Here is a 22,218-nt window from a genome sequence, read left to right on the forward strand (position 1 = left end):
GGTGTGCTATGGCAATTTCATTCGACAAGGCATTTGGTATCCATCAATACACGCTGAGCGTTCGCTCCAAGCGTGCCGAGGTGTTGTCCAGCAACATTGCCAACGCGGATACCCCTGGCTTCAAGGCCAGAGACATCAACTTCTCGCAAGCATTGGAAGAGGCCCAGCAACATCAGGGCTTCGGCCTTGCCACGACCAGCGAGAAGCACTTTGCCCTGCAGATGGATGCGCCCGGCGTGACGCAGTACCGCAATCCCCTGCAGCCGGATACCGGTGATGGCAACACGGTGGACGTGCAGCAGGAGCGCAGCGAGTTCTTGCGCAACAGCCTTGAATACCAGACCTCCCTTGAATTTATGAACAGCAAGATCAGTGGCCTGCTGAAGGCCTTGAAAGGAGAACAGTGATGAGTTTGTTCAAGGTCTTTGACATTGCAGGCTCGGCCATGAGTGCACAGTCTGTTCGACTCAACACGGTAGCCAGCAACATGGCCAACGCCGACAGCGTGAGTTCCAGCGTGGAAAAAACTTACCATGCCAGGCGGCCAATCTTTGCCGCCCAGCTGGATCAGGCCATGTCGGACAAACAGGCGTCGGCCGGGGTTGAAGTGAAGGGCATTGTCGAGAGCGATGCCCCTCTGCTCAAGGAGTACAACCCCAACCACCCCATGGCAGACAAGGATGGCTTCATCTTCAAGCCAAACGTCAACATGGTGGAAGAGATGGCGGACATGATCAACGCCTCGCGCAGCTATCAAACCAACGTGCAGGTGGCCGATTCTGCCAAGAAGATGCTGCAGCAGACGCTCAACCTCGGCAAGTCCTGACAGGGGGACGCATAAATGGCAGATACAACCAGTGGTGTGAACGGTATTGGCTATACCTCCACCCAGACCACGGGCACGACCACCACTCCGAAGAAGGAGCTGGATCAGGAGTCGTTCCTGAAGCTGCTGACCATGCAGCTCTCCTATCAGGATCCGTTTAAACCGGTGGACAACGCCCAGATGCTTTCCCAGATGACGTCCATGTCGACGTCCCAGGGGATCAGCAGCCTGTCGAACCAGATTGGCAGCCTCAATACCTTGATGACCTCCAGCCAGGCGCTGCAGGCGTCGGCACTGGTGGGGCAAAACGTCTTGCTGCAGAGCAACGTCGGCTACCTGGAAAAAGATGGTTCTTTGCCGGGTGTGGTCGCAGTGGGCACAGAAAACAAGTATTCGAACGTCAAGATCACCATCGAAGACGAGAGCGGACAGGTCATCAAGGAGTTTCCGCTGGAAGGTGACCAGAAGGGTAACGTCGAGATTGTATGGGATGGCAAGGACAAGAACGGAAACCCGGCCAAAGAGGGCAAATACACCCTCAAGGCCAACGGTACCGTGGACGGTAAGTCGGAGAGTGTGCCGATCTTTGCCTACGGCAAGGTCGACAGCGTGATCCTGGGTTCGGCAAGCAATCCGACCCAGCTCAATTTGAAAGGCCTCGGTACAACAAGCTTGAACAGTATCTTGCAGATTGCAGGTACGGTGAAAACACCATCAACCACCACGCCAACAGCATCGATCTAAGGAGCTGGATATGTCATTTAACAATGCCTTGAGCGGTGTCAACGCGGCACAAAAAGATCTGAACGTTACCGCCAACAACATTGCCAACGTCAATACCACGGGCTTTAAAGAGTCTCGTGCCGAGTTTGCGGACGTCTACGCCAACTCCATCTTCGTCAATGCCAAGACCCAGGTCGGCAACGGTGTGGCAACGGGGGCGGTGGCGCAGCAGTTCCATCAGGGGGCGCTGCAATTCACCAACAACGCCCTTGATTTGTCCATCCAGGGCAACGGCTTCTTCGTGACGTCGGACGGTCTGACCAACCTGGATCGTACCTTTACCCGGGCTGGGGCCTTCAAGCTGAATGAAAACAGCTATATGGTCAACAATCAGGGCAACTATCTGCAAGGTTATGAGATCAACACGGATGGGACACCCAAGGCGGTCAGCATCAACGCCACCAAGCCGATTCAAATTCCGGATCGGGCGGGTGAGCCCAAAATGACCGAGCTGGTGGAAGCCAGTTTCAACCTGAGTATCGAGTCGAAAACCAAACCGACGTCACCCGCCGCGTTTGATCACACCAACTCCGCCACCTTTGCCCACTCAACTTCCGTGACGATATATGATTCGCTGGGGGCCCCCCATGTGATCACCAAGTATTTTGTCCGCCACGAGGATCCGGCTGCCCCGGGAACGCCGCTGACACCGGGTACCTGGAGCATGTACATGTATGAGGGGGACAAGCCCATCGACATCGCTGGTGGTTCACCCAGCCCGGCCACAGGCGTCCCCACCGGCGTCCAGATGACGTTTACCTCCGGCGGCAAACTGGATACAGCGCTGACCGTTCCGGCAGATCCGATCAAAACCGTCACGCTTGGTACTGCGGCCGGGATTATCACCAATGGTGCCGACCCCACCCAGACACTGGAGATCCGTCTCGGCGACGTGACGCAATACAGCTCGCCTTTTAACGTCACCAAGCTGACCCAGGATGGCGCCACTGTCGGTAATCTGACCAAGGTGGAGATCACGCCGGATGGTATTGTGTCGGCGACTTACAGCAATGCGACCACGTTGAAGGTTGCCATGGTGGCACTTGCCAAATTCGCCAACTCGCAAGGATTGACCCAGGTTGGCGATACCTCCTGGCGCCAGTCTCTGCTCTCTGGCGATGCGCTGCCAGGCACCCCCAATTCGGGCACCCTGGGCAGCATCAAATCCTCTGCGCTGGAGCAATCCAACGTGGATTTGACCTCCCAGCTGGTCAACCTCATCACGGCGCAGCGCAACTTCCAGGCCAACTCCCGTTCGCTGGAAGTGAACAGCTCCCTGCAGCAGACCATACTGCAGATCCGTTAAGTCTGGTTGCATGCACGACAAGGGGCGCTTCGGCGCCCCTTTTTATTGCCTGTTGTTGCGGGTGATTGCGGCGGTAACTGACAAGCTTGATGGGGATTGGCATTCAAATTGCAGTTCCTCTGTCAGAGTCATCAGTTTGACGGAGGATCCCATGGATCACCTGCTATACATCGCCATGTCCGGGGCCAAGGAGAGCATGAACAGCCTGGCTGTTCGAAGCAACAACCTGGCCAACGCCAACACCACCGGCTTCAAGTCTGACTTCGAGCAGGCGCGCAGCATGCAGGCGTTTGGCGAAGGGCTGCCCACCCGGGTGTTCGCCATGGCGGAGCGGCCGGGACAGAACCTGCAGCACGGCATGCTGATGACCACGGGTCGGGATCTTGACGTTGCCGTCGACGGTCCGGGCTGGATTGCGGTGCAGGATCCCAAGGGCGGCGAAGCCTATACCCGCATGGGCAACTTGCAGCTCAGTGCCACCGGCAATCTGCAGACCTCCACCGGCCTGAACGTGGTGGACGACGGCGGTCAGCCCATCGTGCTGCCGCTGCCGATGGAGAAAATCGAAATCAACCGGGACGGCACCATCAGCGGCCGGCCGGAGGGGGCCGCCCCCAACCTGCCGGAGGAGTACCAGCGCATCAAGCTGGTCAACCCGGCGGCCGATGCGGTGGAGAAGGGGCAGGATGGCCTGTTCCGTCGCAAGGATGGCCAGAATGAAGCTGCGTCGGCCAATGTGGGCCTCATCGCCGGCTCCCTCGAGGGGAGCAACGTCAACGTGGTCGATGAAATGACCAACCTTATTCGCTTGCAACGTCAGTTCGAAACCCAGGTCAAAATCATGAAGACCGCGGAAGAGAATGACGAGGCCCAAACCCAGCTGCTGCGTATCAGCTAACCAAGGAGTTTTACATGAACCCTGCACTCTGGATCAGCAAGACCGGGTTGGATGCACAGCAGACCAATATCTCGGTTACCTCGAACAACCTGGCGAACGCCAGCACCGTGGGTTACAAAAAATCCCGGGCCATCTTCGAGGATCTGCTCTATCAAAACATCAATCAGCCGGGCGGTCGCTCGTCGGCCGACACCGAGCTTCCCTCCGGCCTGATGCTGGGGGCGGGTGCCAAGGTGGTGGCCACTCAGAAGAACCACAGCCAGGGCAACGTGCAGACCACCGACAACTCGCTGGATCTGATGATAAGCGGCCGCGGCTACTTCGAGATCCAGCTGCCGGACGGCAGCGCCGCCTATACCCGCAACGGCCAGTTCACCCTCAACGATGAAGGGACCATAGTCACGCCGGGCAACGGCTATCCGTTGCAGCCGGAAATCCAGATCCCCGAAAACGCCCAGAGCGTCACCATAGGGGAAGATGGGCAGGTCTCGGTACAGCTCAAGGGGGATGGCGCCTCCCAGGTCATCGGCCAGATCAATACCAGCGACTTCGTCAATGCCTCCGGCTTGCAGCCGATGGGGGAGAACATGTTCGTCGAGACCCAGTCCAGCGGTGCCCCGATTCAGGGGGTGGCCGGCACGGACGGGCTTGGGGTGATCAAGCAGGGCATGCTGGAGACCTCCAACGTCAACGTGACCGAAGAGCTGGTCAACCTGATCCAGGCCCAGCGGGTGTACGAGATGAACTCCAAGGTTCTCTCGGCGGTGGACGGCATGATGTCCTTCCTGATCCAGCGAACATAAGTAGGAGGCGCACCATGAAAGCCATATGGATGCTGGGACTGATGGTGTTGGGGGGCTGCAGCAGCACCCCCAATACCCCCAAGCCCGATGATCCCGAGTTTGCCCCCGTCTACGGGGAGTCGGAGCCGGTCTCGGTCAGACCGACCGGGGCGATTTTCCAGCCCGATCAGGTCAACGGCATCTACTCGGACATCAAGGCCCACAAGGTGGGTGACATCATCACCATCGAGCTGGCCGAGTCCACCTCTGCCTCCAAGAAGGCCAATACCCAGAGCGGCAAGGACAACAAGCTGACGATGAACACGGCGATGCTGGGTGGCGTGCCGGTAACGGCCGGCCCCTATGATCTGTCTGCCTCCCTTGGCCAGAATGGCGCTTTCAAGGGACAGGCCAAGGCGGATCAGAGCAACAGCCTGCAGGGCAACATCTCCGTCAGCGTGGCCAAGGTACTGCCCAACGGCAACCTGCTGGTGCGCGGCGAGAAGTGGATCATGCTCAACAACGGCAATGAATATATCCGGATCACCGGCATGATCCGCCCCGAGGATGTGACCACGGACAACAGCGTCTCCTCCCAGAAGGTGGCCAATGCCCGCATCCATTACGGTGGTACCGGCGATCTGGCCAACAGCCAGGAACAGGGGTGGCTCACCAGCTTTTTCAATGGTCCCTGGTGGCCGCTCTAGGAGGTGTTATGAAGTCGCTCCGTCTTGTTGCCCTGTTTTGCTGCCTGTTGCCCCTGGGGATGGCTCATGCCTCCCGGATCAAGGACATCAGCTCGGTGGAAGGGGTGCGCAGCAACCAGCTGATCGGCTACGGCCTGGTGGTGGGTCTGCCCGGTACGGGTGAGAAGAGCAACGCCTTCACCGAGCAGACCTTTCGCACCATGCTGAACAACTTCGGCATCAAGGTGCCGGACAACATCAAGCCCAAGATCAAGGACGTGGCGCCGGTGGCCATCCATGCCGATCTGCCCCCTTTTTCCAAACCGGGGCAGACCATAGATGTGACCGTATCGGCCATCGGTGAGGCCAAGAGCCTGCGTGGCGGCACCCTGCTGCAAAGCTTCCTCAAGGGGCTGGATGGCCGGGTCTATGCTGTGGCGCAGGGCAGCCTGGTGGTTGGCGGGCTGGGGGCCGAGGGGGCTGACGGCTCCAAGGTGGTGGTCAATACGCCCACCGTCGGCCGCATCGCCAACGGGGCCACCGTGGAGCGGGAGGTCCCGAACTCCTTCAGTCAGGGGGATACCATCACCTTCAACCTGAATCGTCCCGACTTCACCACGGCGCGCCGGCTGGCCGACGTGGTCAACGATCTGGTCGGCCCCAACACCGCGCAGGCGCTCGATGCCACCTCGGTCAAGGTCTATGCGCCGCGGGATCCGGGCCAGCGGGTCTCCTATCTCGCCACCATCGAGAACCTGGAGGTGGACCCGGCCACCGAGGCGGCCAAGATCATCGTCAACTCCCGTACCGGCACCATCGTCATCGGCAGCCAGGTGCGGCTCAAGCCAGCGGCCATCAGCCATGGCGGCTTGACGGTCACCATCGCCGAGAACCAGCAGGTCTCCCAGCCCAATCCGCTCTCGGGCGGCCAGACGGCGGTGACCAACAACTCCACCATCAATGTGCAGCAGGAGCAGGGGCGCATGTTCAAGCTGGATACCGGGGCGACCCTGGATGATCTGGTGCGGGCGGTGAACCAGGTCGGGGTGGCACCCGGCGACCTGATGGCGATCCTGGAGGCGCTGCAGCAGGCTGGCGCCATCGAAGGCCAGCTGGTCATACTGTAATCAACAAGCGGCAAGGGGTTGCCACGGGCGGCAATGAGGTAAGCAAAATGGCAGAGTTAGATAACAACGGCGGCGTGAATCTGGGCATGGTACAGGATATCCAGAACCTGGATCGCCTGCGCCAGTTGAGCCAGAGCAAGGAGGGGAAAGCGGATGCGCTGATGGCCGCCTCCCGCCAGTTCGAGTCCATTTTCACCCAGACCCTGTTCCAGAGCATGCGCCAGGCCAACCAGGTGCTGACCCAGGACAGCCCCTTCAACAGCAGCTACACCCAGTTCTACGAAGGGATGCTGGATGAGCAGCGGGTCGCCGACATGTCGAGCAAGGGGGGGATAGGCTTGGCCGCCATGGTGGCCAAGCAGCTCTCGCCGGAGACCTTCACCCATCATGACGGGCGGGTGCTCAAGATGCCCCAGCGTACCGAGCGGGTCTACAAACCCTATCAGCCGCCCACCTCCACCGCCAACGATCTCATCTCTGCCTCAAAAGTTGGCAAAGATTTTGCTGAGAAAGAGATGCAAGGGGATACCCAGCCTCAGGCAGCGCTGCATCGTACCCGCCGAACCGTACCGCCCATGGGGCCGGCGGCAGAGGCACACGGCATGCGCAGTCACAAGGCGCTGGACGATACCGCACAGGTGTTCGACTCCCCTGAAGAGTTTGTCGACCGGCTGATGCCGCTGGCCAAGAAGGCGGCCGCCAAGCTGGGGTTGAGCCCGGCGGTGCTGGTGGCGCAGGCCGCACTGGAAAGTGGTTGGGGTAAACGGGTGATCAAGAACGGGGAGGGGCAAGTGACCCACAACCTGTTCGGCATCAAGGCCGACCCGCGCTGGGAAGGACCCAAGACAGTGGTCAGCACTCTGGAATATGAAAAAGGAGTGGCGTCGCGCCAGAAGGCCGCGTTTCGCTCTTACGAGTCGTTCGAAGAGAGCTTCAACGACTATGTCGATTTCCTGACATCGGGCTCCCGCTACAAGGGGGCACTGGCCAAGGTGGACAGTCCGGATCGCTATTTCGAAGCCTTGCAACAGGCCGGATACGCCACCGACCCGCACTATGCCAGGAAACTGAAACAGGTATTGCGCAGTGATGCCATTGCCGGCTACTCCGCGACCAACACGACAGAAATGGGGCTGTAAGTCATGGCAAGCGATCTGCTTGGAATTGGTACCTCGGGTGTGATGGCCCAGCAGCGGCTGCTGCAGACCACCAGTAACAACATCGTCAACGTCAATAGCCAGGGCTATGTGCGTGAACGTACCCTGATCTATACCAATGCCAACGGACTCGGCACCGGGGACATGCTGACCGAGCGGGTCATCAACGCCTATGCCCAGGGGGAGGTCAGACGCGACACCTCGGCCTTCTATGCCTCTTCCACCCGTTATCAGCAGCTTGCCAACACCGATACCCTGCTGGGGGACACCAGCAACAGCGTCGGTGCCGCCATCAGCTCCTATTTCGAAGGATTCCATACCGCCAACGAAGCACCCGCCGACATCTCGGGCCGCAAGACCACCCTGAGCGGGCTGAGTGGCATGGTGAACCGCTTTCATACCCTGTCGGCCCAGCTGGACAAGCAGACCGACACCATCAACACCACCATCGGTGACGAAGCCAAGCGAGTGAACAGCCTGATCAACAGCATCAACGATCTGAACCAGGCTATCATTCGCACCCAGGGCACGCCGGAAGAGAACCTGATGCTGTTCGATCAGCGGGACGAGGCCATTCGCCAGCTCTCCGAGAAGATGGAGATCCGCACCGTGCCGCAGGACAACGGCAGCATGCTGGTCAACATGAGCACCGGCCACTCCCTGGTGCTCAACGGCAGCGTTGCCCAGCTCAGCGTGGTGCCGGGTAATCCCGATGCCCGTGAGTCCGAGTTGCAGCTGGTCATGGACCCCAACAAGGTCGCCCTCAATGACAAGGACATAGGCGGCGGGATAGGGGGGCTTTTCTCCGCCCGCAACGATCTGGAGCCGGCCAAGCGCGAGCTGGGTCAGCTGGCGGCCGCCATGGCGGATGCCATGAACCAGCAAAACAGGTTGGGGATGGATCTGGACAACGAGCTGGGGGGGGATCTCTTCTCTCTCGGCACGAGCGATGGCCTGCCCTACAGCCAGAATACCGGCAACGCTACCGCCAAGGTGAGCTTCGTGCCCGGCAAGGGGACGGAAGTGACCACCTTCGACTACGAGGTGCAGTTCAGCAGTGCCACCGGCTACGAGGTGTTTTCGGTGGACAAGGATGGCAACCGCACCTCGCTGGCCACCGGCACCACGCCACCCGCCACCGTGCAGGTGGCGGGGCACGGCATCCAGTTCGATCTCTCCGGCACGCCGGCGGCGGGGGATAAGATCTTGCTGCAACCCACCAAGCGGGCGGCTGCCGGGCTGGACCAGCTGGTGACCCGGGCCGAAGATCTGGCGCTGGCATCGCCGCTCAAGGCGGATAAAGGCAAGGACAACTTCGGTTCGGGCGAGATCAAGCTAAATGGCATCACCAATACCGGCGCCGGTTCCGGCTTTGGCACCAACAGCCTGGATCCGGCCTCACCCCAGGTGGTGAAGATAGACGTCAGCGGCAACTACCAGGTCTATGCCGCGGACGGTACCACCCTGATCGGGGTTGCCCCCGCCGCCAGCAAGGGGCAGAACCTGATGGCGGCCCTCGAGAATCCGCTTGGTGGCCCCAAGGTGTATGCCACTCCGACCCAGACCCCGGGTTATGAGTTCAGCATCACCGGCCAAGTGAAGAGTGGTGACAACTTCACCCTGAGCTACAACACCGACGGTTTTGCCGACAACGCCAACGGCCTGGCGCTGGCCGAACTGCAGAACAAGGATCTGGTGCGCAAGAGCAGCAACGCCGGCACCAGCAACGACAAGATGACCTTCAACGAGGCCTACTCCAGCCTGGTGACCGGGGTGGGCAACACCACCAGCCAGGCCAAGAGCCAGCTCAAGGCCGATGAAACGAAATTGACCCAGAGCAGGGAGATTTTCGAGAGTGTCTCCGGCGTCAGTCTGGAGGAGGAGGCGGCCAACCTGATCCGCTATCAGCAGTCCTATGCCGCCTCCGCCCAGATCGTCAGCACCGCCAAGACCATCTTCGACACCCTGCTGTCATCAGTGAGGTAACCCGATGCGTATCACCACCAACATGGTCTATGACCGCAACATCACCTCGCTGAACGGCGCCAACGAGCGGCTGAGCACGGCTTATGAACAGCTGATGACCGGCAACAAGTTCAAGACGGCGGGGGAGGACCCTTCCGGCATGAGCCAGAAGTTGGCGCTGACCAAGGAGATCGATCTCTTCAAGCAGTACGGGGTCAACGGCAGCCTGCTGGAAAACAGCCTGGGCCACGAGGAGACGGTGCTGACCGCCCTCAACACCGCCATGACCAGCGCCCAGACCCTGATCCAGAAGGCGAACGACTCGGCGGTGGGGTACGAGGATCGCCAGGCCATCGCCAGCGAGCTGGAGGGGCTGCAAAAGCAGATGTTCGACCTGATGAACAGCAAGAACTCCCAGGGCGAATATATCTTCGGCGGCAACCAGAGCAAGACCCAGCCCTTCATTCAGGATGCCAGCGGCAACTACATTTTTCAGGGGGATACCGGTCAGCGCAAGATCCAGGTGTCACCGACGGTGCAGATTGCCGCCAACGATTCGGGCTTCAACCTGTTCGAAATCGTGCCGACCCGTCGTACCAGCAGCGCGGCCAGCGCCAATATTCAGGTCGGGGTGGCCGATCAGGGCCACTTCGACAGTTTTTACCGCAACAATTACGACCCTTCGCTCGCCAGCAACCAGTACACGGTGAACACCATCGCCGGCACGCCGGATACCTACGAGATCCGGGATGGCGGCGGTACCCTGCTGCAAAGCGGCGACTATGTGGCGGGCAACAAGATCCCCTTCAACGGGCTGGAGCTGACTCTGTCGCTGCCGGCGGGGGGCGCGGCGCAGAACTTCGTGCTGGATCCGCCCCAGAACAACAACATCCTGGATGGCATGTCCGATTTCATCACGGCGCTGCGGGATCCCAACATCACGCCGGATACCTTCCAGCTGAAGGTGGCGGATGCCACCGCCCACATGAAAAATGCCCGTCTGAACGTGGATCAGGGGCTGGGGGAGATCGGCGGGCGCATGAACGGGCTGGAGCAGGTGATGGGTTCGAACGAAGGCTTGAGTACCCTCAACCAGCAGGCGAGGGCCAAGGTCTCCGAAGCGGATCTCTATGAGGTGATCGCCACCCTGTCGAAAGAGGATGCGGCCCTGAGCGCCACCCAGCTCTCCTTCAGCAAGATCAGCAAGTTGACCCTGTTCGACTACATCCGCTGAGCTTTTTTCATCGCTTGCGGCCCCGGCTGGCCGCAAGCGATGGTTGCCGTTCCAGTCCCTTTTTTTCGCTTTTTTATCCTCATTCAACTCCCCTTGCCAACCAATTGTAACAAGCTGTTGCCATAGGCCATTTAGCCCCTTGCCCCGGGTTGACTCCTATTGAGCGTTCGATAATCATGCTGCCCGCACAACAGAGGGTTGTGCGACTATTTGCAGCATCTCGTTAGGCGAGGCTCCTGTATAAACACAGGCCACTGATCTCACGACGTCCAGAGACGCCCAAGATCAGGACAGTTTTCATCGGATTAAGGTGTAAACCCAAGTGGCTTCCGGCATGCCGGATACGTTATGCAGTGCTAAAGCTGGTACGTGGGGATGATGACACGCCGAACGGCGTCATTTCCTGCCTATTACTCGTCAATCAAATTGCTGTTTTCTTTCAGACGGCGACGGATCACCGTTCGCGCTCAGGCTTGCCTGAAATCACATGAGGTCATTTGTGATGAAGAAAACACAGACATTACTCAATCGTCACCAACTGCTCGATCTGGCCGCCCTGCAGGGCTGGCTGGAGCACAACCTGGACCCGGTGCAGCGCGCCGATCAACTGCTGACCCTGCGCCCGGAAGAGCTCAACTGCATCTTCGATACCTTGCCCATCAACGAGGGGGCTGCACTGCTCGGCTCGCTGTCGGCGGAGTGTGCCGGCCGGCTGCTGATGCGACTGCATGTCAGCATCGTCAGCCTGTTGCAGGGGGCCATGCCCCGGCGCGACATGCTGGCCATTCTGCGCCGCTTGGGCAGCAGTGATCGCACCATGCTGCTTGCTCGCTTCCCGGAGCAGGTACAGTCCACCTTCTACTCCCTGCTCGACTGGCCGACCGAATCGGTGGGCGCCAACATGCGCCACGAGTTTCTGGCCATCGGCGATCAGGAGACGGTGGGCAGTGCCAAGCAGCTGATCCACGATGCCTGGGACAACGCCCAGCTGTTCCAGAACCTCTATGTGGTCAACAACGACAAACGCCTGCTCGGCAGCATCTCGCTCAAATCCCTGCTGATTGCCGACCCGCAACTGCCGGTGAGCGAGCTGATGGACCGGGAGGTGGTGCGCATCAACGCCCGGGCGGATCAGGAGCTGGCCGCCCGCCTGCTGATCGATCGCGACCTCTCGACCCTGCCGGTGGAGGATCAGGGCAAGCTGGTGGGCATCTTCCACGTCGACGATGCCGCCGACATCCTGGAGCTCGAATCCACCGAGGATGCCGAGATGCAGGGTGGCTCCTCGCCGCTCGATACCCCCTATCTGCAGGCGACCCCCTGGCAGCTGTGGCGCAAGCGGGTGGGCTGGCTGCTGATCCTGTTCGTGGCCGAAGCCTATACAGGTACCGTGCTGCGGGCCTTTGAAGAGCAGCTGGAAGCCGCCATCGCGCTGGCCTTCTTCATCCCGCTCCTGATCGGCACCGGCGGCAACAGCGGCACCCAGATCACCACCACGATCGTGCGTGCCATGGCGGTGGGGGAGGTGAGCCTGCGCAACCTCGGCACCGTGCTCAAAAAAGAGATCTCCACCGGTCTGCTCATCTCGGCCGCCATCGCGCTGGCGGCCTGGGTGCGGGCCTGGAGCCTGGGGGTCGGTCCCCAGATCGGCATGGTCGTCACCCTGACCATCATCGCCATCGTGCTGTGGAGCGCCACCGTCGCCTCTGTGATCCCCATGGTGCTGCGTCGCTTCCGCATCGACCCGGCGGTGGTGTCCGCCCCCTTCATCGCCACCCTGGTGGACGGCACCGGTCTTATCATCTACTTCGAGATTGCCAAGCTGCTGTTGCCCGAGCTGCAGTAAGTCGCCATCCGAAAACGCAAAAGGCAGCCCATGGGCTGCCTTTTTTGCATCCGTCGCCCGCGCTCAGCCGAGCTGGAACAGCAGCGGCCAGCCCTGCTCCTGGCAATAGCGATGCTCTTTTTCCAGATTTTGCATCAGCAATTTGTTCTCCTCGCACCAGTCGAGCGGCAGGGTCACCACCAGCTGATCGCCTTGCGCCGCGACCTTCCACTCGGGCAGCAGGTTGTCCTGACGCCTGTGGTGGGCGGCCACCGCGAGGCGCAGGATGCGGATGCAGCGCAGCACCGTCTGCTCGTCGTGGTTGGGCAGGGCGGGTAGCTCGGAGAGTTTGAGCCCCTTGCGCTGGAAGCGCACCAGGGCCGCCAGCAGGGCCTGATCGTCCTGGTTGAAGCCGGGCAGATCGGTGTGCTGCAGGATATAGGCGGAGTGGCGGTGGATGCCGCTGTAGTTGATGGCAAGGCCAATCTCGTGCAGCCGCGCCGCCCAGCCGAGGATGGCGCGATAGGGCTCTACCGGCAGTTGCCATGGCACCTGCAGGGCATCAAACAGGGTCAGCACGCTCTGTTCGACCCGGGCGGCCTGCTTTCGGTCCAGCCGGTAGTGGGTGCCGAGGGCCTGGGCGGTGCGCTCGCGAATGTCGTGGTGCTGCAGCCGCTCCTCGAACTCGTACAGCAAGCCCTCGCGCAGGGCACCGTCGGAGTACTCCATCCGCTCGATGGGCAGGGAGGTGAAGAGCCCGATCAGGATGGCGACCGCGGCGGCAAACACCTCCTGGCGCTCTTCGGTGAGGCCGGCCAGCTTGAGATCGCCGACCCGCTTGTGGGCCAGCATCTCCCGTTTGAGCTGCTCCAGCCCGGCGAGCGTGATGCTGCCGTCGGTCCAGCCCTCACCCTGCAGCACATCGCGCACGGTGCGGATCGATCCCGAACTGCCGAGGCAGCTCTGCCAGCCCAGCTTGCGGTACTGGTTGATGATGGGGGCGAGCTGGTGTTGAGCCTCCAGCACGGCGGCGTTGAAGGCTTTTTCGCCGAGCTTGCCGTTGGCAAAGAAGCTCTGGGTAAAGCTGACGCAACCCATCTTGCGGCTGGTGAGCGCCTTGTGTTCAAACCCCTCGCCGATGATGAGCTCGGTGCTGCCGCCGCCGATGTCCACCACCAGCACCTGTCCCTCGATGTGCTGGGTATGGGCGACCCCCTGATAGATGAGGCGCGCCTCCTCCTGACCGCTGATGATCTCGATGGGGTGGTTGAGCACCTTGGCCGCCTCGCTCACAAACTCGCGGGCATTGCTGGCGCGGCGCAACGTGTAGGTACCGGCGATGCGGATCTGATCCGGATTGATGTTGGTGAGCCGCTCGGCAAAGATCGACAGGCAGGCGAGGCCGCGAGCCATCGCCTCCGGGCTCATCAGCTTGTGGGCATCCATCCCTTCGGCCAGCCGCACCCGCTCCTTGATGCGATCGACGATGCGAAAGCGCCCCTCGCTGAGATGGGCGATCACCATGTGAAAGCTGTTCGAGCCGAGATCGACGGCGGCGTACAGGCTATTGTCCATTGTTTGACTCTATGCGTTTGAGGTAGTCGTAAATCGCGACCTGGGAGCGAATTTTGCGGCGGTTGCCCCGCTTCACGTATTCGTTCTTCTGGTCGGCATCGATGACCCGCGCCTTGCAGGTGTCACTCAGTTGTAGCTCGAGAATATCCAGGATGCGCTGCTTGAGTCGCTCGTCGTAGATGGGGGTGCCCACCTCGATGCGACCGTCGATGTTGCGGCTCATCCAGTCGGCGCTGGAGATATAGAGCTGGGGGTTGCCCCGGTTGTGGAACACCATCACCCGCGGATGTTCGAGGAAGCGGTCGATGATGCTGATGACCCGGATGTTGTCGCTAAGACCCGGCACCCCGGGGCGCAGGGCGCACATGCCGCGGATGATCATCTGGATGGGCACCCCGGCCTGGCCGGCGGCGTAGAGCCGGTTGATGAGATCCCTGTCCACCAGGTTGTTGATCTTGAGGGTGATGCCGCTTGGCTGCCCCGCCTTGGCGTTGGTGAGCTCGTTGTCGATGAGCCGATAGAGCTGGCGCCGGCTGTTGATGGGGGAGACCAGCAGGTGGTTGAACTTGTAGCGCCGGTAGGGATACTCGATGTATTCGAACACGCTCTCCACCTCGGCGGTGATGTCCGGGTGGCGGGTCAGCAGGGAGAAGTCGGTGTAGATCTTGGCGGTCTTCTCGTTGAAGTTGCCGGTGCCGATGTGGGCGTAACGCACCGCCTCGCCATGTTCGTGGCGGGTGATGAGGCAGAGCTTGGAGTGGATCTTGAGGCTTGGCACCCCGAATACCACCTTGACCCCCGCATTGGTCAGGATATTGGCCCAGTCGATGTTGGCCGCCTCGTCGAAGCGGGCGCGCAGCTCCACCACCACGGTCACCTTCTTGCCGTTGTTGGCGGCGTCGATGAGGGAGTGGATGATGCGCGACTTCTTGGCCACCCGGTAGATATTGATGCGAATGGCGCTCACCGCCGGATCGAACGCCGCCTGGCGCACCAGCTCGGTGAAGTGGTGGAACTTGTGGTACGGGTAGTAGAGCAGTATGTCCTGCTTGGTGATGGCGTCGAAGGCGTTGACGAAACCGTCGAAGTCGCGGCAATCGAGCGCTGGCAGCTTGGGGTTCTCCAGATAGTCCCGACCCACGTTGGGGAAGCCGATGAAATCCTTGAAGTTGTGATAGCGCCCGCCCGGCATGATGGCGTCGTAGGAGCTGATCTGCAGCTTGAGCTTCAAGAAGCTTATCATGGCTGCCGGCATCTCCCGCTCGTAGACGAAGCGCACCGGCATGGCGGTGAGGCGCTGTTTCAAGCCATCACTCATCTTGTCCACCAGGCTGAGGTCGAGCTGGTCGGAGAGGTCATACTCGGCATCCCGGGTCAGCTTGACCGCGTAGGCGGCAATCTCGTCGTAATCGAAGAAGCCCTTGAAGATCTCGTCCAGACAGAAGCGGATGACGTTGTCCAGGATGATGATCTGCTTCTTGCGGCGGGTGCCCTCCGGCGGCAGCTGGAAGAAGCGGGGCAGATCGTCGGTCGGCACCTCCACCAGGGCGTACTGGATCACCTGGCCGTTCTTCTTCATCTCGATGGCGAGATAGGTGTACTCGTCTTTCAGGAACTTGACCGGGTTGACCTCCTTGTTGAGTAGGATCGGGATGATGTGGCGCAGCACCTTCTCCTTGAAGAAGACCCGCAGCCACTGCTGGATGGATTCGGAGAGCTGGTTCTCGTTGACCAGAAAGATGTTGTGGCGGGCCAGCGCGATCAGCAGCTCCTTGTAGGTGTTGTCGAACGCCTCGCCGAGCGCCATCACCTTCTGCTGGATGGCCCGCAGCAACACCTTGGCCTCGTCGTCGCCGCCGTGCACCTCGTTGATCAGGATGCGGCGCTTGACGTCCGATACCCGTACCTTGAAGAACTCGTCCTGGTTGGAGGAGAAGATCCCCAGAAAACGGACCCGCTCGATGAGCGGGACCGTCTTGTCCATCGCCTCTTGCAACACCCGTTCATTGAATGAGAGCCAACTCAGCTCCTTCTCTTCATACTGCTTGTCGGTGCTCATGTGATGCCTCTGTGGTCAGGTCGCGTCTGCGCGGCAGTTATGGCGTGGAAATATGACAGATTGATGACCATCCGCTCAGTCGATGAAGGCCTGGTCGATGTCGACCACCAGATCGTCGGAGAGGGACTCCAGCGCACTGATGAGATCCCCCAGTTCGAGCCGGGGCGGCAGCGCCACCAGGGCGTGGGCGTAGAAGAGCGGGGCGCCCGAGTGGGGGGCGGGCTCGCAGCCGGTGGTGAGGTCGGCCACGTTGACGTTGAGCTGGCGCAAGATGCTGGCCACCTCGTGGACGATGCCGGCCCGGTCGTTGCCGGTGACGCTGACCATCACCTGCCGCTCTGGCTCCTGGCTGAGCTGGCCTTCGGCGAAGCTGACGGTGAGGCCAGGCAGCATGGCCAGTGCCTCGCACAGGCTGCGGTAGTGCTCGTCAGGCACGCTCACGTGCAGGATGCCGGCAAACTGTCCCGCCAGCTCGCTCATGGAGCTGGCCAGCCAGTTGCCCTGCTGGTGACTGATGACGTCCGCCAGACTCTCGACGATACCGGGCTTGTCCGCTCCGATCACGGTCACGACCAATTGCTTTTGCATCCTGCTCTCCTTGGAATTGGGTTTCTCCAGCATTGTGCCTGCTGTCACAGGCCATATGAAGCCCTGCTGGCAGCAAAAATGGCGAAAAAGCGCGGCGAAGAGGGGGCTGACGCCATTTCTGCACTGCCTGCGCCCGCGGCAGCGTGGTAGAGTGATGCCCCTGTTTTGTATTGTGAAACTAGCTGGCTCTGGTGAGCGGGATGTGCGCGTATGAATAGCCTTGTCGTATCGGGATTGGTGTTGTTGGTGCTGCTTCTGCTGGCGATCTTCTGGAGCAGGGGCAAGAAGGGCAAGGCGCTGCCCTATGAGCTGCAGGAGACCCTGTTCAGCCCGGCGGAGCGATCCTTCCTCGGTGTGCTGGATCTGGCGGTGGGCGACCAGGCCCGGGTCTTTGCCAAGGTGCGGGTGGCCGATGTGCTGACGCCGGAGGCGGGGATGGGCAAGAGCAAGTGGCAGCAGGCCTTCAACAAGATCAGCGCCAAGCACGTGGACTATCTGCTCTGCCACCCCTCGGATCTCTCCTTCATCTGCGCCATCGAGCTCGATGACAGTTCCCACCGTCATCAGAAGCGCAAGGCGCGGGACAGCTTCCTCAAGGCCGCCTTTGACAGCGCCGGTCTGCCGCTGCTGCAGATCCCGGCAAGCAGCCACTATCAGGTCGAGGAGCTGCGCGAACAGATCCTGCCGCTGCTGAACCGCAGCACGGATCTGCCGCAAGAGGATCTGCTGCCGGGCGAGCGCCGCGAACCCACCTTCAGCCCTCTGCAGCTGGACAGGGTCGAGGTGGAAGAGCCCCACCATGGTGGCCGAGCCCCGGCCGTGGCCCCCATCAAGGCCATCGTATCGCCACGCAGTGTGCCGCTGCCGGCGGCCGACGCCGAGCTGGTGGACAATCTGTTTGCCGAGGTGGAAGAGGACGAAGACGAGGCTCCCCATCAGGTGCCGCACTGCCCCCGTTGCGATGCGCCGCTGGTGGAGCGGGAAGCCAAGAAGGGACCCCATGCCGGCCGCCTGTTCCTGGCCTGCAGCCGCTTCCCAGAGTGTCGTTACGCCGCGCCCCACACCCACGCTCGTCATTGACCATCCCGCCTGCTTGCGGCCCGCTGCGGGCCGCAAGCAGGCGCTCCCGCACCTGTTCCTCCCCTCCTCTATGTTTGCCCGCGGCCTGCCCGCGTTACCCAAAAAAAGTGTCGACAAAATTTATCTTGTGGCGCCGTTGGGTCGATAAACTTAGGTGAAATGCGACAAATTTTGACAATGCGTCGGAATTTTGGCACTTTGTGCATCCTGCATAAAGTGCGTGGCTTGACCACATAAGCACAATAAAACAATAAGTTACGTCGAGAATAGAGGGATGGATATGATGGCAATGGGAGTGTTGATTGTTGACGCCGATGCGCAGCGGCGCCAACAGTTGGGGACAGTTCTCTCGTTCATGGGGATCCCCTGGCAGGAGGTTGCCGAGGGTGATCTGGAGGTTGCCATCGAGTCATCCGGCCCGCTGCAGGGGGTTCTGACCGGTGCCCTCAATGGCCGGCCGCTGGGCGAGCTGCTGACCGGTTTTCCCCGGGTGCCTTTCCTGTCGCTGGTGGAAGCCGACTTCCCCAACAGCAACTTCATCGGGGTGGCTGAGTCCCCCTTTACCTATGAATCCCTGACCCGCCACCTCCATTTTTGCCAGGCCTTCGTCTCCCTCCACCCCCGTCAGCAGACCCACGACAAGGGGCAGGCGCTGCTGCGCCTGCTGGTGGGCAAGGGCAAGGGGATCCAGGAGGTGCGCCGGCTCATCAGCCAGGTGGCCGAGACCGATGCCAACGTGCTGATCCTCGGCGAATCGGGTACCGGCAAGGAGGTGGTGGCGCGCGCCATCCATGAACTCTCGGCCCGAAGCGCGGGCCCCTTCGTGCCCATCAACTGCGGCGCCATCCCGGCCGAGCTGCTCGAGAGCGAGCTGTTCGGTCACGAGAAGGGGGCCTTCACCGGTGCCATCGCCGCCCGGCGCGGTCGCTTCGAGCTGGCCCAGGGGGGCACCCTGTTTCTCGACGAGATCGGCGACATGCCGCTGCCGATGCAGGTCAAGCTGCTGCGGGTGCTGCAGGAGCGGATGTTTGATCGGGTCGGCGGTGGCAAGCCCATTCAGGCGGACGTGCGCATCATTGCGGCTACCCACCGGGATCTGGAGGCGATGATCCGCACCCAGGTCTTCCGTGAAGATCTCTACTATCGCCTCAACGTCTTCCCCATCGAGACCCCGCCGCTGCGGGATCGGGCCGACGACATCCCGCTGCTGCTGCAGGAGCTGCTTAATCGCCACGCCGAGCTGCACCAAGGGATGATCCGCCTGACCCAGCGCGCCATGGAGTCCCTGATGCAGTACCCCTGGCCGGGTAACGTGCGCGAGCTCTCCAACCTGCTGGAGCGGCTGCTCATCCTCTACCCGCAGCAGATCGTCGATGTGGCCGACCTGCCGAGCCGCTATCGGCTGCTGCCCTGCGAGCCGCGGGACGAGCGGCTGACCGAGATGGACGAGCGCGATGCGCTGGCCGCGGTGTTCCAGGATCCGCCCGAGCTGGATCTGCCCGCCAGCCACGCCCGTGCCATGCAGCTGCCGGAGGAGGGGGTCAACCTCAAGGAGATGCTGGCTGACCTGGAAGTGGAGCTGATCCGCCAGGCGCTGGAGTCCCAGGACGGGGTGGTGGCCCGCGCTGCCGACCTGCTCGGCATGCGCCGTACCACCCTGGTGGAGAAGATGAAAAAATACGGAATGAGCAAGGAAGCATAAGGGTCAAAGCCTTGACGCCTAGCTTCAAGGCTTTGATTTTATATATAATTTTTAGTGGCATGGAAATTGAATAAGCTGACTCAGTCGCCAGTTTGAGGTCAGCTTTATGACAGCCCAGCCGCAAGAAACCCCGCTCCAGTCTCACGAGGTGAGCCAGCTTTACGCCATCTTCACGGCGCTGCCCACCGGTGTCTTGCTGCTCGACGGCGAGGGCCGGATCACCCGCGCCAATCCGGCTGCCAAGGCGCTGCTGGGGGAGCCGCTGGAAGGGCAGGCCTGGCGCCAGATCATCGACCGCTGCTTTCAGCCCCGCGAGGATGACGGCCACGAGATCTCCCTGCGCGATGGGCGCCGGGTCCAGCTCTCGACCCAGCCGCTGCCGGATCAGCCGGGCCAGCTGGTGTTCATCAACGATCTGACCGAAACCCGCCAACTGCAAGACCGCATCAACCACATGAAGCGGTTGTCGGCCCTTGGCAACATGGCCGCCTCGCTGGCCCACCAGATCCGCACGCCGCTCTCCGCCGCCATGCTCTATGCCGCCAACCTGGCCAACCGCACCCTCAAACCCGAATCCCGCAGCCAGTTCCAGCAAAAGCTGATGGCACGCCTGCAGGATCTCGAGAAGCAGATCAACGACATCCTGCTGTTTGCCCGCAACGGTGACAACCAGGTGGTGACCCCCACCTCGGTACAAGGACTGCTGGCTGAAGTGCAGGCGGGGGCCGAAGCCTTCTGCGCCCAGCAGGGCTGCGAGCTGCACATGGAGGCGCCGGAGCCCGATCTCTGCCTGCTGGCCAACAACAGTGCGCTGGCGGGAGCCGTCAACAACCTTATCGCCAACGCCCAGCAGGCGGGGGCAACCTCCTTGCTGGTGAGCGCGGTGCGCAGTGGCGCCCGGGTGGAGCTGCGCATCCTCGACAACGGCAAGGGGATGCCCGCTCACCTGCTCAGCCAGATCTTCGAACCCTTTTTTACCACCCGATCCCAGGGCACAGGCCTTGGGCTGGCGGTGGTGCAATCCGTCGTCCGTGCCCATCAGGGGGAGGTCAGCGTGGCCTCGGTTCCTGGCGAGGGCACCTGTTTTACCCTGTCGTTCCCCCTGCATCAGCAGGCGGTGCAGCTCGGAGGTGTCGCATGAGCCATGTTGAGCGTCAGCGCCATCCGGCAGGGATCAATATCAATGCGGCCAGGCTGGCTGTGGTGGGAGGTGTAGCATGACTCAGGCCCGGATCCTGGTAGTGGAAGATGACAATGGCCTGCGCGAAGCGCTGATGGATACCCTGTTGCTCGGCGGCTATGAGTGCCGCGAGGTGGACAGCGGCGAGCGGGCTTTGCTGGCCCTGTCGCGCCAGAGCTTCGACATGGTGATCTCGGATATCCAGATGGGGGGGATGGACGGCCTGACCCTGCTGGCCAACATTCGTCAGCAATATCCCCAGGTGCCGGTGCTCCTGATGACCGCCTACGCCAACATTGACGGTGCGGTGCGGGCCATGCGCGAAGGGGCCATCGATTACCTGGCCAAGCCCTTCTCCCCCGAGGTATTGCTCAATCAGGTCAGCCGTTATGTGCCGGCCCAGAAGGTGGAGAAACGGGCCGTGGTCTATGGCGATCCCAAGACCGCCGAGCTGTTCCAGCTGGCGACCCGGGTGGCCAGAAGCGAGGCCACCGTGATGGTGACCGGCCCGAGCGGGACCGGTAAAGAGGTGCTAGCCCGCTACATCCACGACAACTCCAGCCGCGCCGAACAGACATTCGTCGCCATCAACTGCGCCGCCATTCCGGAAAACATGCTGGAGGCGACCCTGTTCGGCTACGAGAAGGGGGCCTTTACCGGTGCGGTGCAGGGCTGCCCCGGCAAGTTCGAACAGGCGCAGGGGGGGACCCTGCTGCTCGACGAGATCACCGAGATGGATCTGGGGCTGCAGGCCAAGCTGCTGCGGGTGCTGCAGGAGAAAGAGGTGGAGCGGCTCGGCAGTCGCAAGCTGATCCCGCTCGATGTGAGGGTCATCGCCACCAGCAACCGGGATCTGAAAAAAGCGGTGCAGGATGGCCTGTTTCGCGAGGATCTCTACTATCGCCTCAATGTCTTCCCGCTGCGCTGGACGGCGCTATGGGAGCGCCCCGGCGACATACTGCCGCTGGCGGAACACCTGCTGGCGCTGCATGCCGGTCAGCAGGGACTGCCGACGCCGCAACTGACCGAGGCGGCCCGCGAGCGGCTGCTGGCTCACCCCTGGCCCGGCAACGTGCGCGAGCTCGACAACGTGGTGCAGCGCGCCCTTATTCTGAGCCCCGACGGCCTCATCGGCTGCGAGCACCTGATCCTGGAAGAGGTGGAGGAAGAGGAGATCCGCCTGGTCGGCAACGAGCGCAGCAGCGGCAGCGAACACCTGGGCAGCGAGCTCAAGCAGCAGGAGCACCAGATCATTCTCGACACCCTGCAGGATTGCAACGGCAGCCGCAAGGCGGTGGCCGACCGGCTCGGCATCAGCCCACGCACCCTGCGCTACAAGCTGGCCCAGATGCGCGAGGCGGGGATCGACCTGCCAGCCTGAGGCCATTCCGGGCCCGACCATGGGCCGCAGTGCGGGAGGCATCATGGTCTTGCCGGCCCGCCTC

General features: G+C 61.6%; 19 protein-coding genes and 1 riboswitch. Of the genes, 16 read left to right on the forward strand and 3 right to left on the reverse strand.

The window, feature by feature from the left end; genetic code table 11:
• The first annotated feature begins 8 nt into the window (after positions 1 to 8).
• From flgB to mgtE, 12 genes are all read left to right on the forward strand, one after another.
• Positions 9 to 407, forward strand: a complete 399-nt coding sequence (gene flgB, locus AB5Y98_RS03855; protein ID WP_005302767.1) for a flagellar basal body rod protein FlgB — start codon at positions 9 to 11, stop codon at positions 405 to 407.
• Positions 407 to 826, forward strand: coding sequence for a flagellar basal body rod protein FlgC (flgC, locus tag AB5Y98_RS03860; protein ID WP_005302766.1), 420 nt, complete (start codon positions 407 to 409; stop codon positions 824 to 826). The genes flgB and flgC overlap by 1 nt, the downstream gene beginning before the upstream one ends.
• 15 nt (positions 827 to 841) lie before the next feature.
• A complete protein-coding gene (locus AB5Y98_RS03865) occupies positions 842 to 1,570 on the forward strand; it encodes a flagellar hook assembly protein FlgD (RefSeq protein ID WP_005302765.1) in 729 nt (242 codons plus the stop codon).
• A gap of 10 nt (positions 1,571 to 1,580) precedes the next feature.
• The gene (gene flgE, locus AB5Y98_RS03870) at positions 1,581 to 2,915 is read left to right on the forward strand and encodes a flagellar hook protein FlgE (RefSeq protein WP_065017000.1); all 1,335 of its coding nucleotides are present in this window, start codon (positions 1,581 to 1,583) and stop codon (positions 2,913 to 2,915) included.
• A 151-nt stretch (positions 2,916 to 3,066) separates the two neighbouring features.
• Positions 3,067 to 3,813, forward strand: a complete 747-nt coding sequence (flgF, locus tag AB5Y98_RS03875; RefSeq protein ID WP_005302763.1) for a flagellar basal-body rod protein FlgF — start codon at positions 3,067 to 3,069, stop codon at positions 3,811 to 3,813.
• A gap of 14 nt (positions 3,814 to 3,827) precedes the next feature.
• A complete protein-coding gene (gene flgG, locus AB5Y98_RS03880) occupies positions 3,828 to 4,616 on the forward strand; it encodes a flagellar basal-body rod protein FlgG (RefSeq protein WP_005302762.1) in 789 nt (262 codons plus the stop codon).
• A gap of 14 nt (positions 4,617 to 4,630) precedes the next feature.
• Positions 4,631 to 5,302 (forward strand): flagellar basal body L-ring protein FlgH, encoded by a 672-nt coding sequence (gene flgH, locus AB5Y98_RS03885; RefSeq protein ID WP_005302761.1) that lies wholly within the window; start codon positions 4,631 to 4,633, stop codon positions 5,300 to 5,302.
• An 8-nt stretch (positions 5,303 to 5,310) separates the two neighbouring features.
• Positions 5,311 to 6,408: a flagellar basal body P-ring protein FlgI gene (locus AB5Y98_RS03890; protein WP_010633466.1), complete on the forward strand. Its 1,098-nt coding sequence runs from the start codon at positions 5,311 to 5,313 to the stop codon at positions 6,406 to 6,408.
• A 47-nt stretch (positions 6,409 to 6,455) separates the two neighbouring features.
• Complete coding sequence (flgJ, locus tag AB5Y98_RS03895; RefSeq protein ID WP_368231373.1) at positions 6,456 to 7,547, forward strand: flagellar assembly peptidoglycan hydrolase FlgJ; 1,092 nt, start codon at positions 6,456 to 6,458, stop codon at positions 7,545 to 7,547.
• Between the two features lie 3 nt (positions 7,548 to 7,550).
• Complete coding sequence (locus tag AB5Y98_RS03900) at positions 7,551 to 9,551, forward strand: flagellar basal body rod C-terminal domain-containing protein (RefSeq protein WP_368231374.1); 2,001 nt, start codon at positions 7,551 to 7,553, stop codon at positions 9,549 to 9,551.
• 4 nt (positions 9,552 to 9,555) lie between these two features.
• The gene (flgL, locus tag AB5Y98_RS03905; protein ID WP_005302757.1) at positions 9,556 to 10,764 is read left to right on the forward strand and encodes a flagellar hook-associated protein FlgL; all 1,209 of its coding nucleotides are present in this window, start codon (positions 9,556 to 9,558) and stop codon (positions 10,762 to 10,764) included.
• Between the two features lie 212 nt (positions 10,765 to 10,976).
• Positions 10,977 to 11,146, forward strand: a riboswitch (M-box (ykoK) riboswitch).
• Positions 11,147 to 11,266: 120 nt separating this feature from the next.
• Positions 11,267 to 12,610, forward strand: coding sequence for a magnesium transporter (gene mgtE / locus AB5Y98_RS03910; RefSeq protein WP_005302756.1), 1,344 nt, complete (start codon positions 11,267 to 11,269; stop codon positions 12,608 to 12,610).
• A 63-nt stretch (positions 12,611 to 12,673) separates the two neighbouring features.
• Here the strand turns inward: mgtE and ppx are convergent, their stop codons facing one another.
• The 3 genes from ppx to AB5Y98_RS03925 form a co-directional block, all read right to left on the reverse strand.
• Entirely contained in the window at positions 12,674 to 14,164 is a 1,491-nt protein-coding gene (gene ppx, locus AB5Y98_RS03915) for an exopolyphosphatase (RefSeq protein WP_368231375.1), read from the reverse strand.
• Positions 14,154 to 16,223, reverse strand: coding sequence for a polyphosphate kinase 1 (ppk1, locus tag AB5Y98_RS03920; RefSeq protein ID WP_005302754.1), 2,070 nt, complete (start codon positions 16,221 to 16,223; stop codon positions 14,154 to 14,156). The genes ppx and ppk1 overlap by 11 nt, the downstream gene beginning before the upstream one ends.
• Before the next feature lie 75 nt (positions 16,224 to 16,298).
• Complete coding sequence (locus tag AB5Y98_RS03925; RefSeq protein WP_005302753.1) at positions 16,299 to 16,811, reverse strand: glycine cleavage system protein R; 513 nt, start codon at positions 16,809 to 16,811, stop codon at positions 16,299 to 16,301.
• A gap of 210 nt (positions 16,812 to 17,021) precedes the next feature.
• Here AB5Y98_RS03925 and AB5Y98_RS03930 point away from each other — a divergent pair, with 210 nt between their 5' ends.
• The 4 genes from AB5Y98_RS03930 (at position 17,022) to AB5Y98_RS03945 (ending at position 22,154) form a co-directional block, all read left to right on the forward strand.
• Positions 17,022 to 17,891, forward strand: a complete 870-nt coding sequence (locus AB5Y98_RS03930; protein ID WP_041202951.1) for a DUF2726 domain-containing protein — start codon at positions 17,022 to 17,024, stop codon at positions 17,889 to 17,891.
• A 280-nt stretch (positions 17,892 to 18,171) separates the two neighbouring features.
• The gene (locus tag AB5Y98_RS03935; protein ID WP_005302751.1) at positions 18,172 to 19,593 is read left to right on the forward strand and encodes a sigma-54 dependent transcriptional regulator; all 1,422 of its coding nucleotides are present in this window, start codon (positions 18,172 to 18,174) and stop codon (positions 19,591 to 19,593) included.
• A 106-nt stretch (positions 19,594 to 19,699) separates the two neighbouring features.
• Positions 19,700 to 20,734 carry a sensor histidine kinase gene (locus tag AB5Y98_RS03940; protein WP_005302750.1) on the forward strand — a complete coding sequence of 345 codons (1,035 nt, stop codon included), beginning with the start codon at positions 19,700 to 19,702 and terminating at the stop codon, positions 20,732 to 20,734.
• Positions 20,735 to 20,810: 76 nt separating this feature from the next.
• On the forward strand, positions 20,811 to 22,154 hold the full coding sequence (locus AB5Y98_RS03945) for a sigma-54 dependent transcriptional regulator (protein WP_010633470.1): 1,344 nt from the start codon (positions 20,811 to 20,813) through the stop codon (positions 22,152 to 22,154).
• Positions 22,155 to 22,218: the final 64 nt, after the last annotated feature.

Origin of the sequence: Aeromonas sp. s3 (assembly GCF_040907805.1) — a bacterium.
In the GTDB taxonomy this organism is placed as follows: Bacteria; Pseudomonadota; Gammaproteobacteria; order Enterobacterales; family Aeromonadaceae; genus Aeromonas; species Aeromonas dhakensis.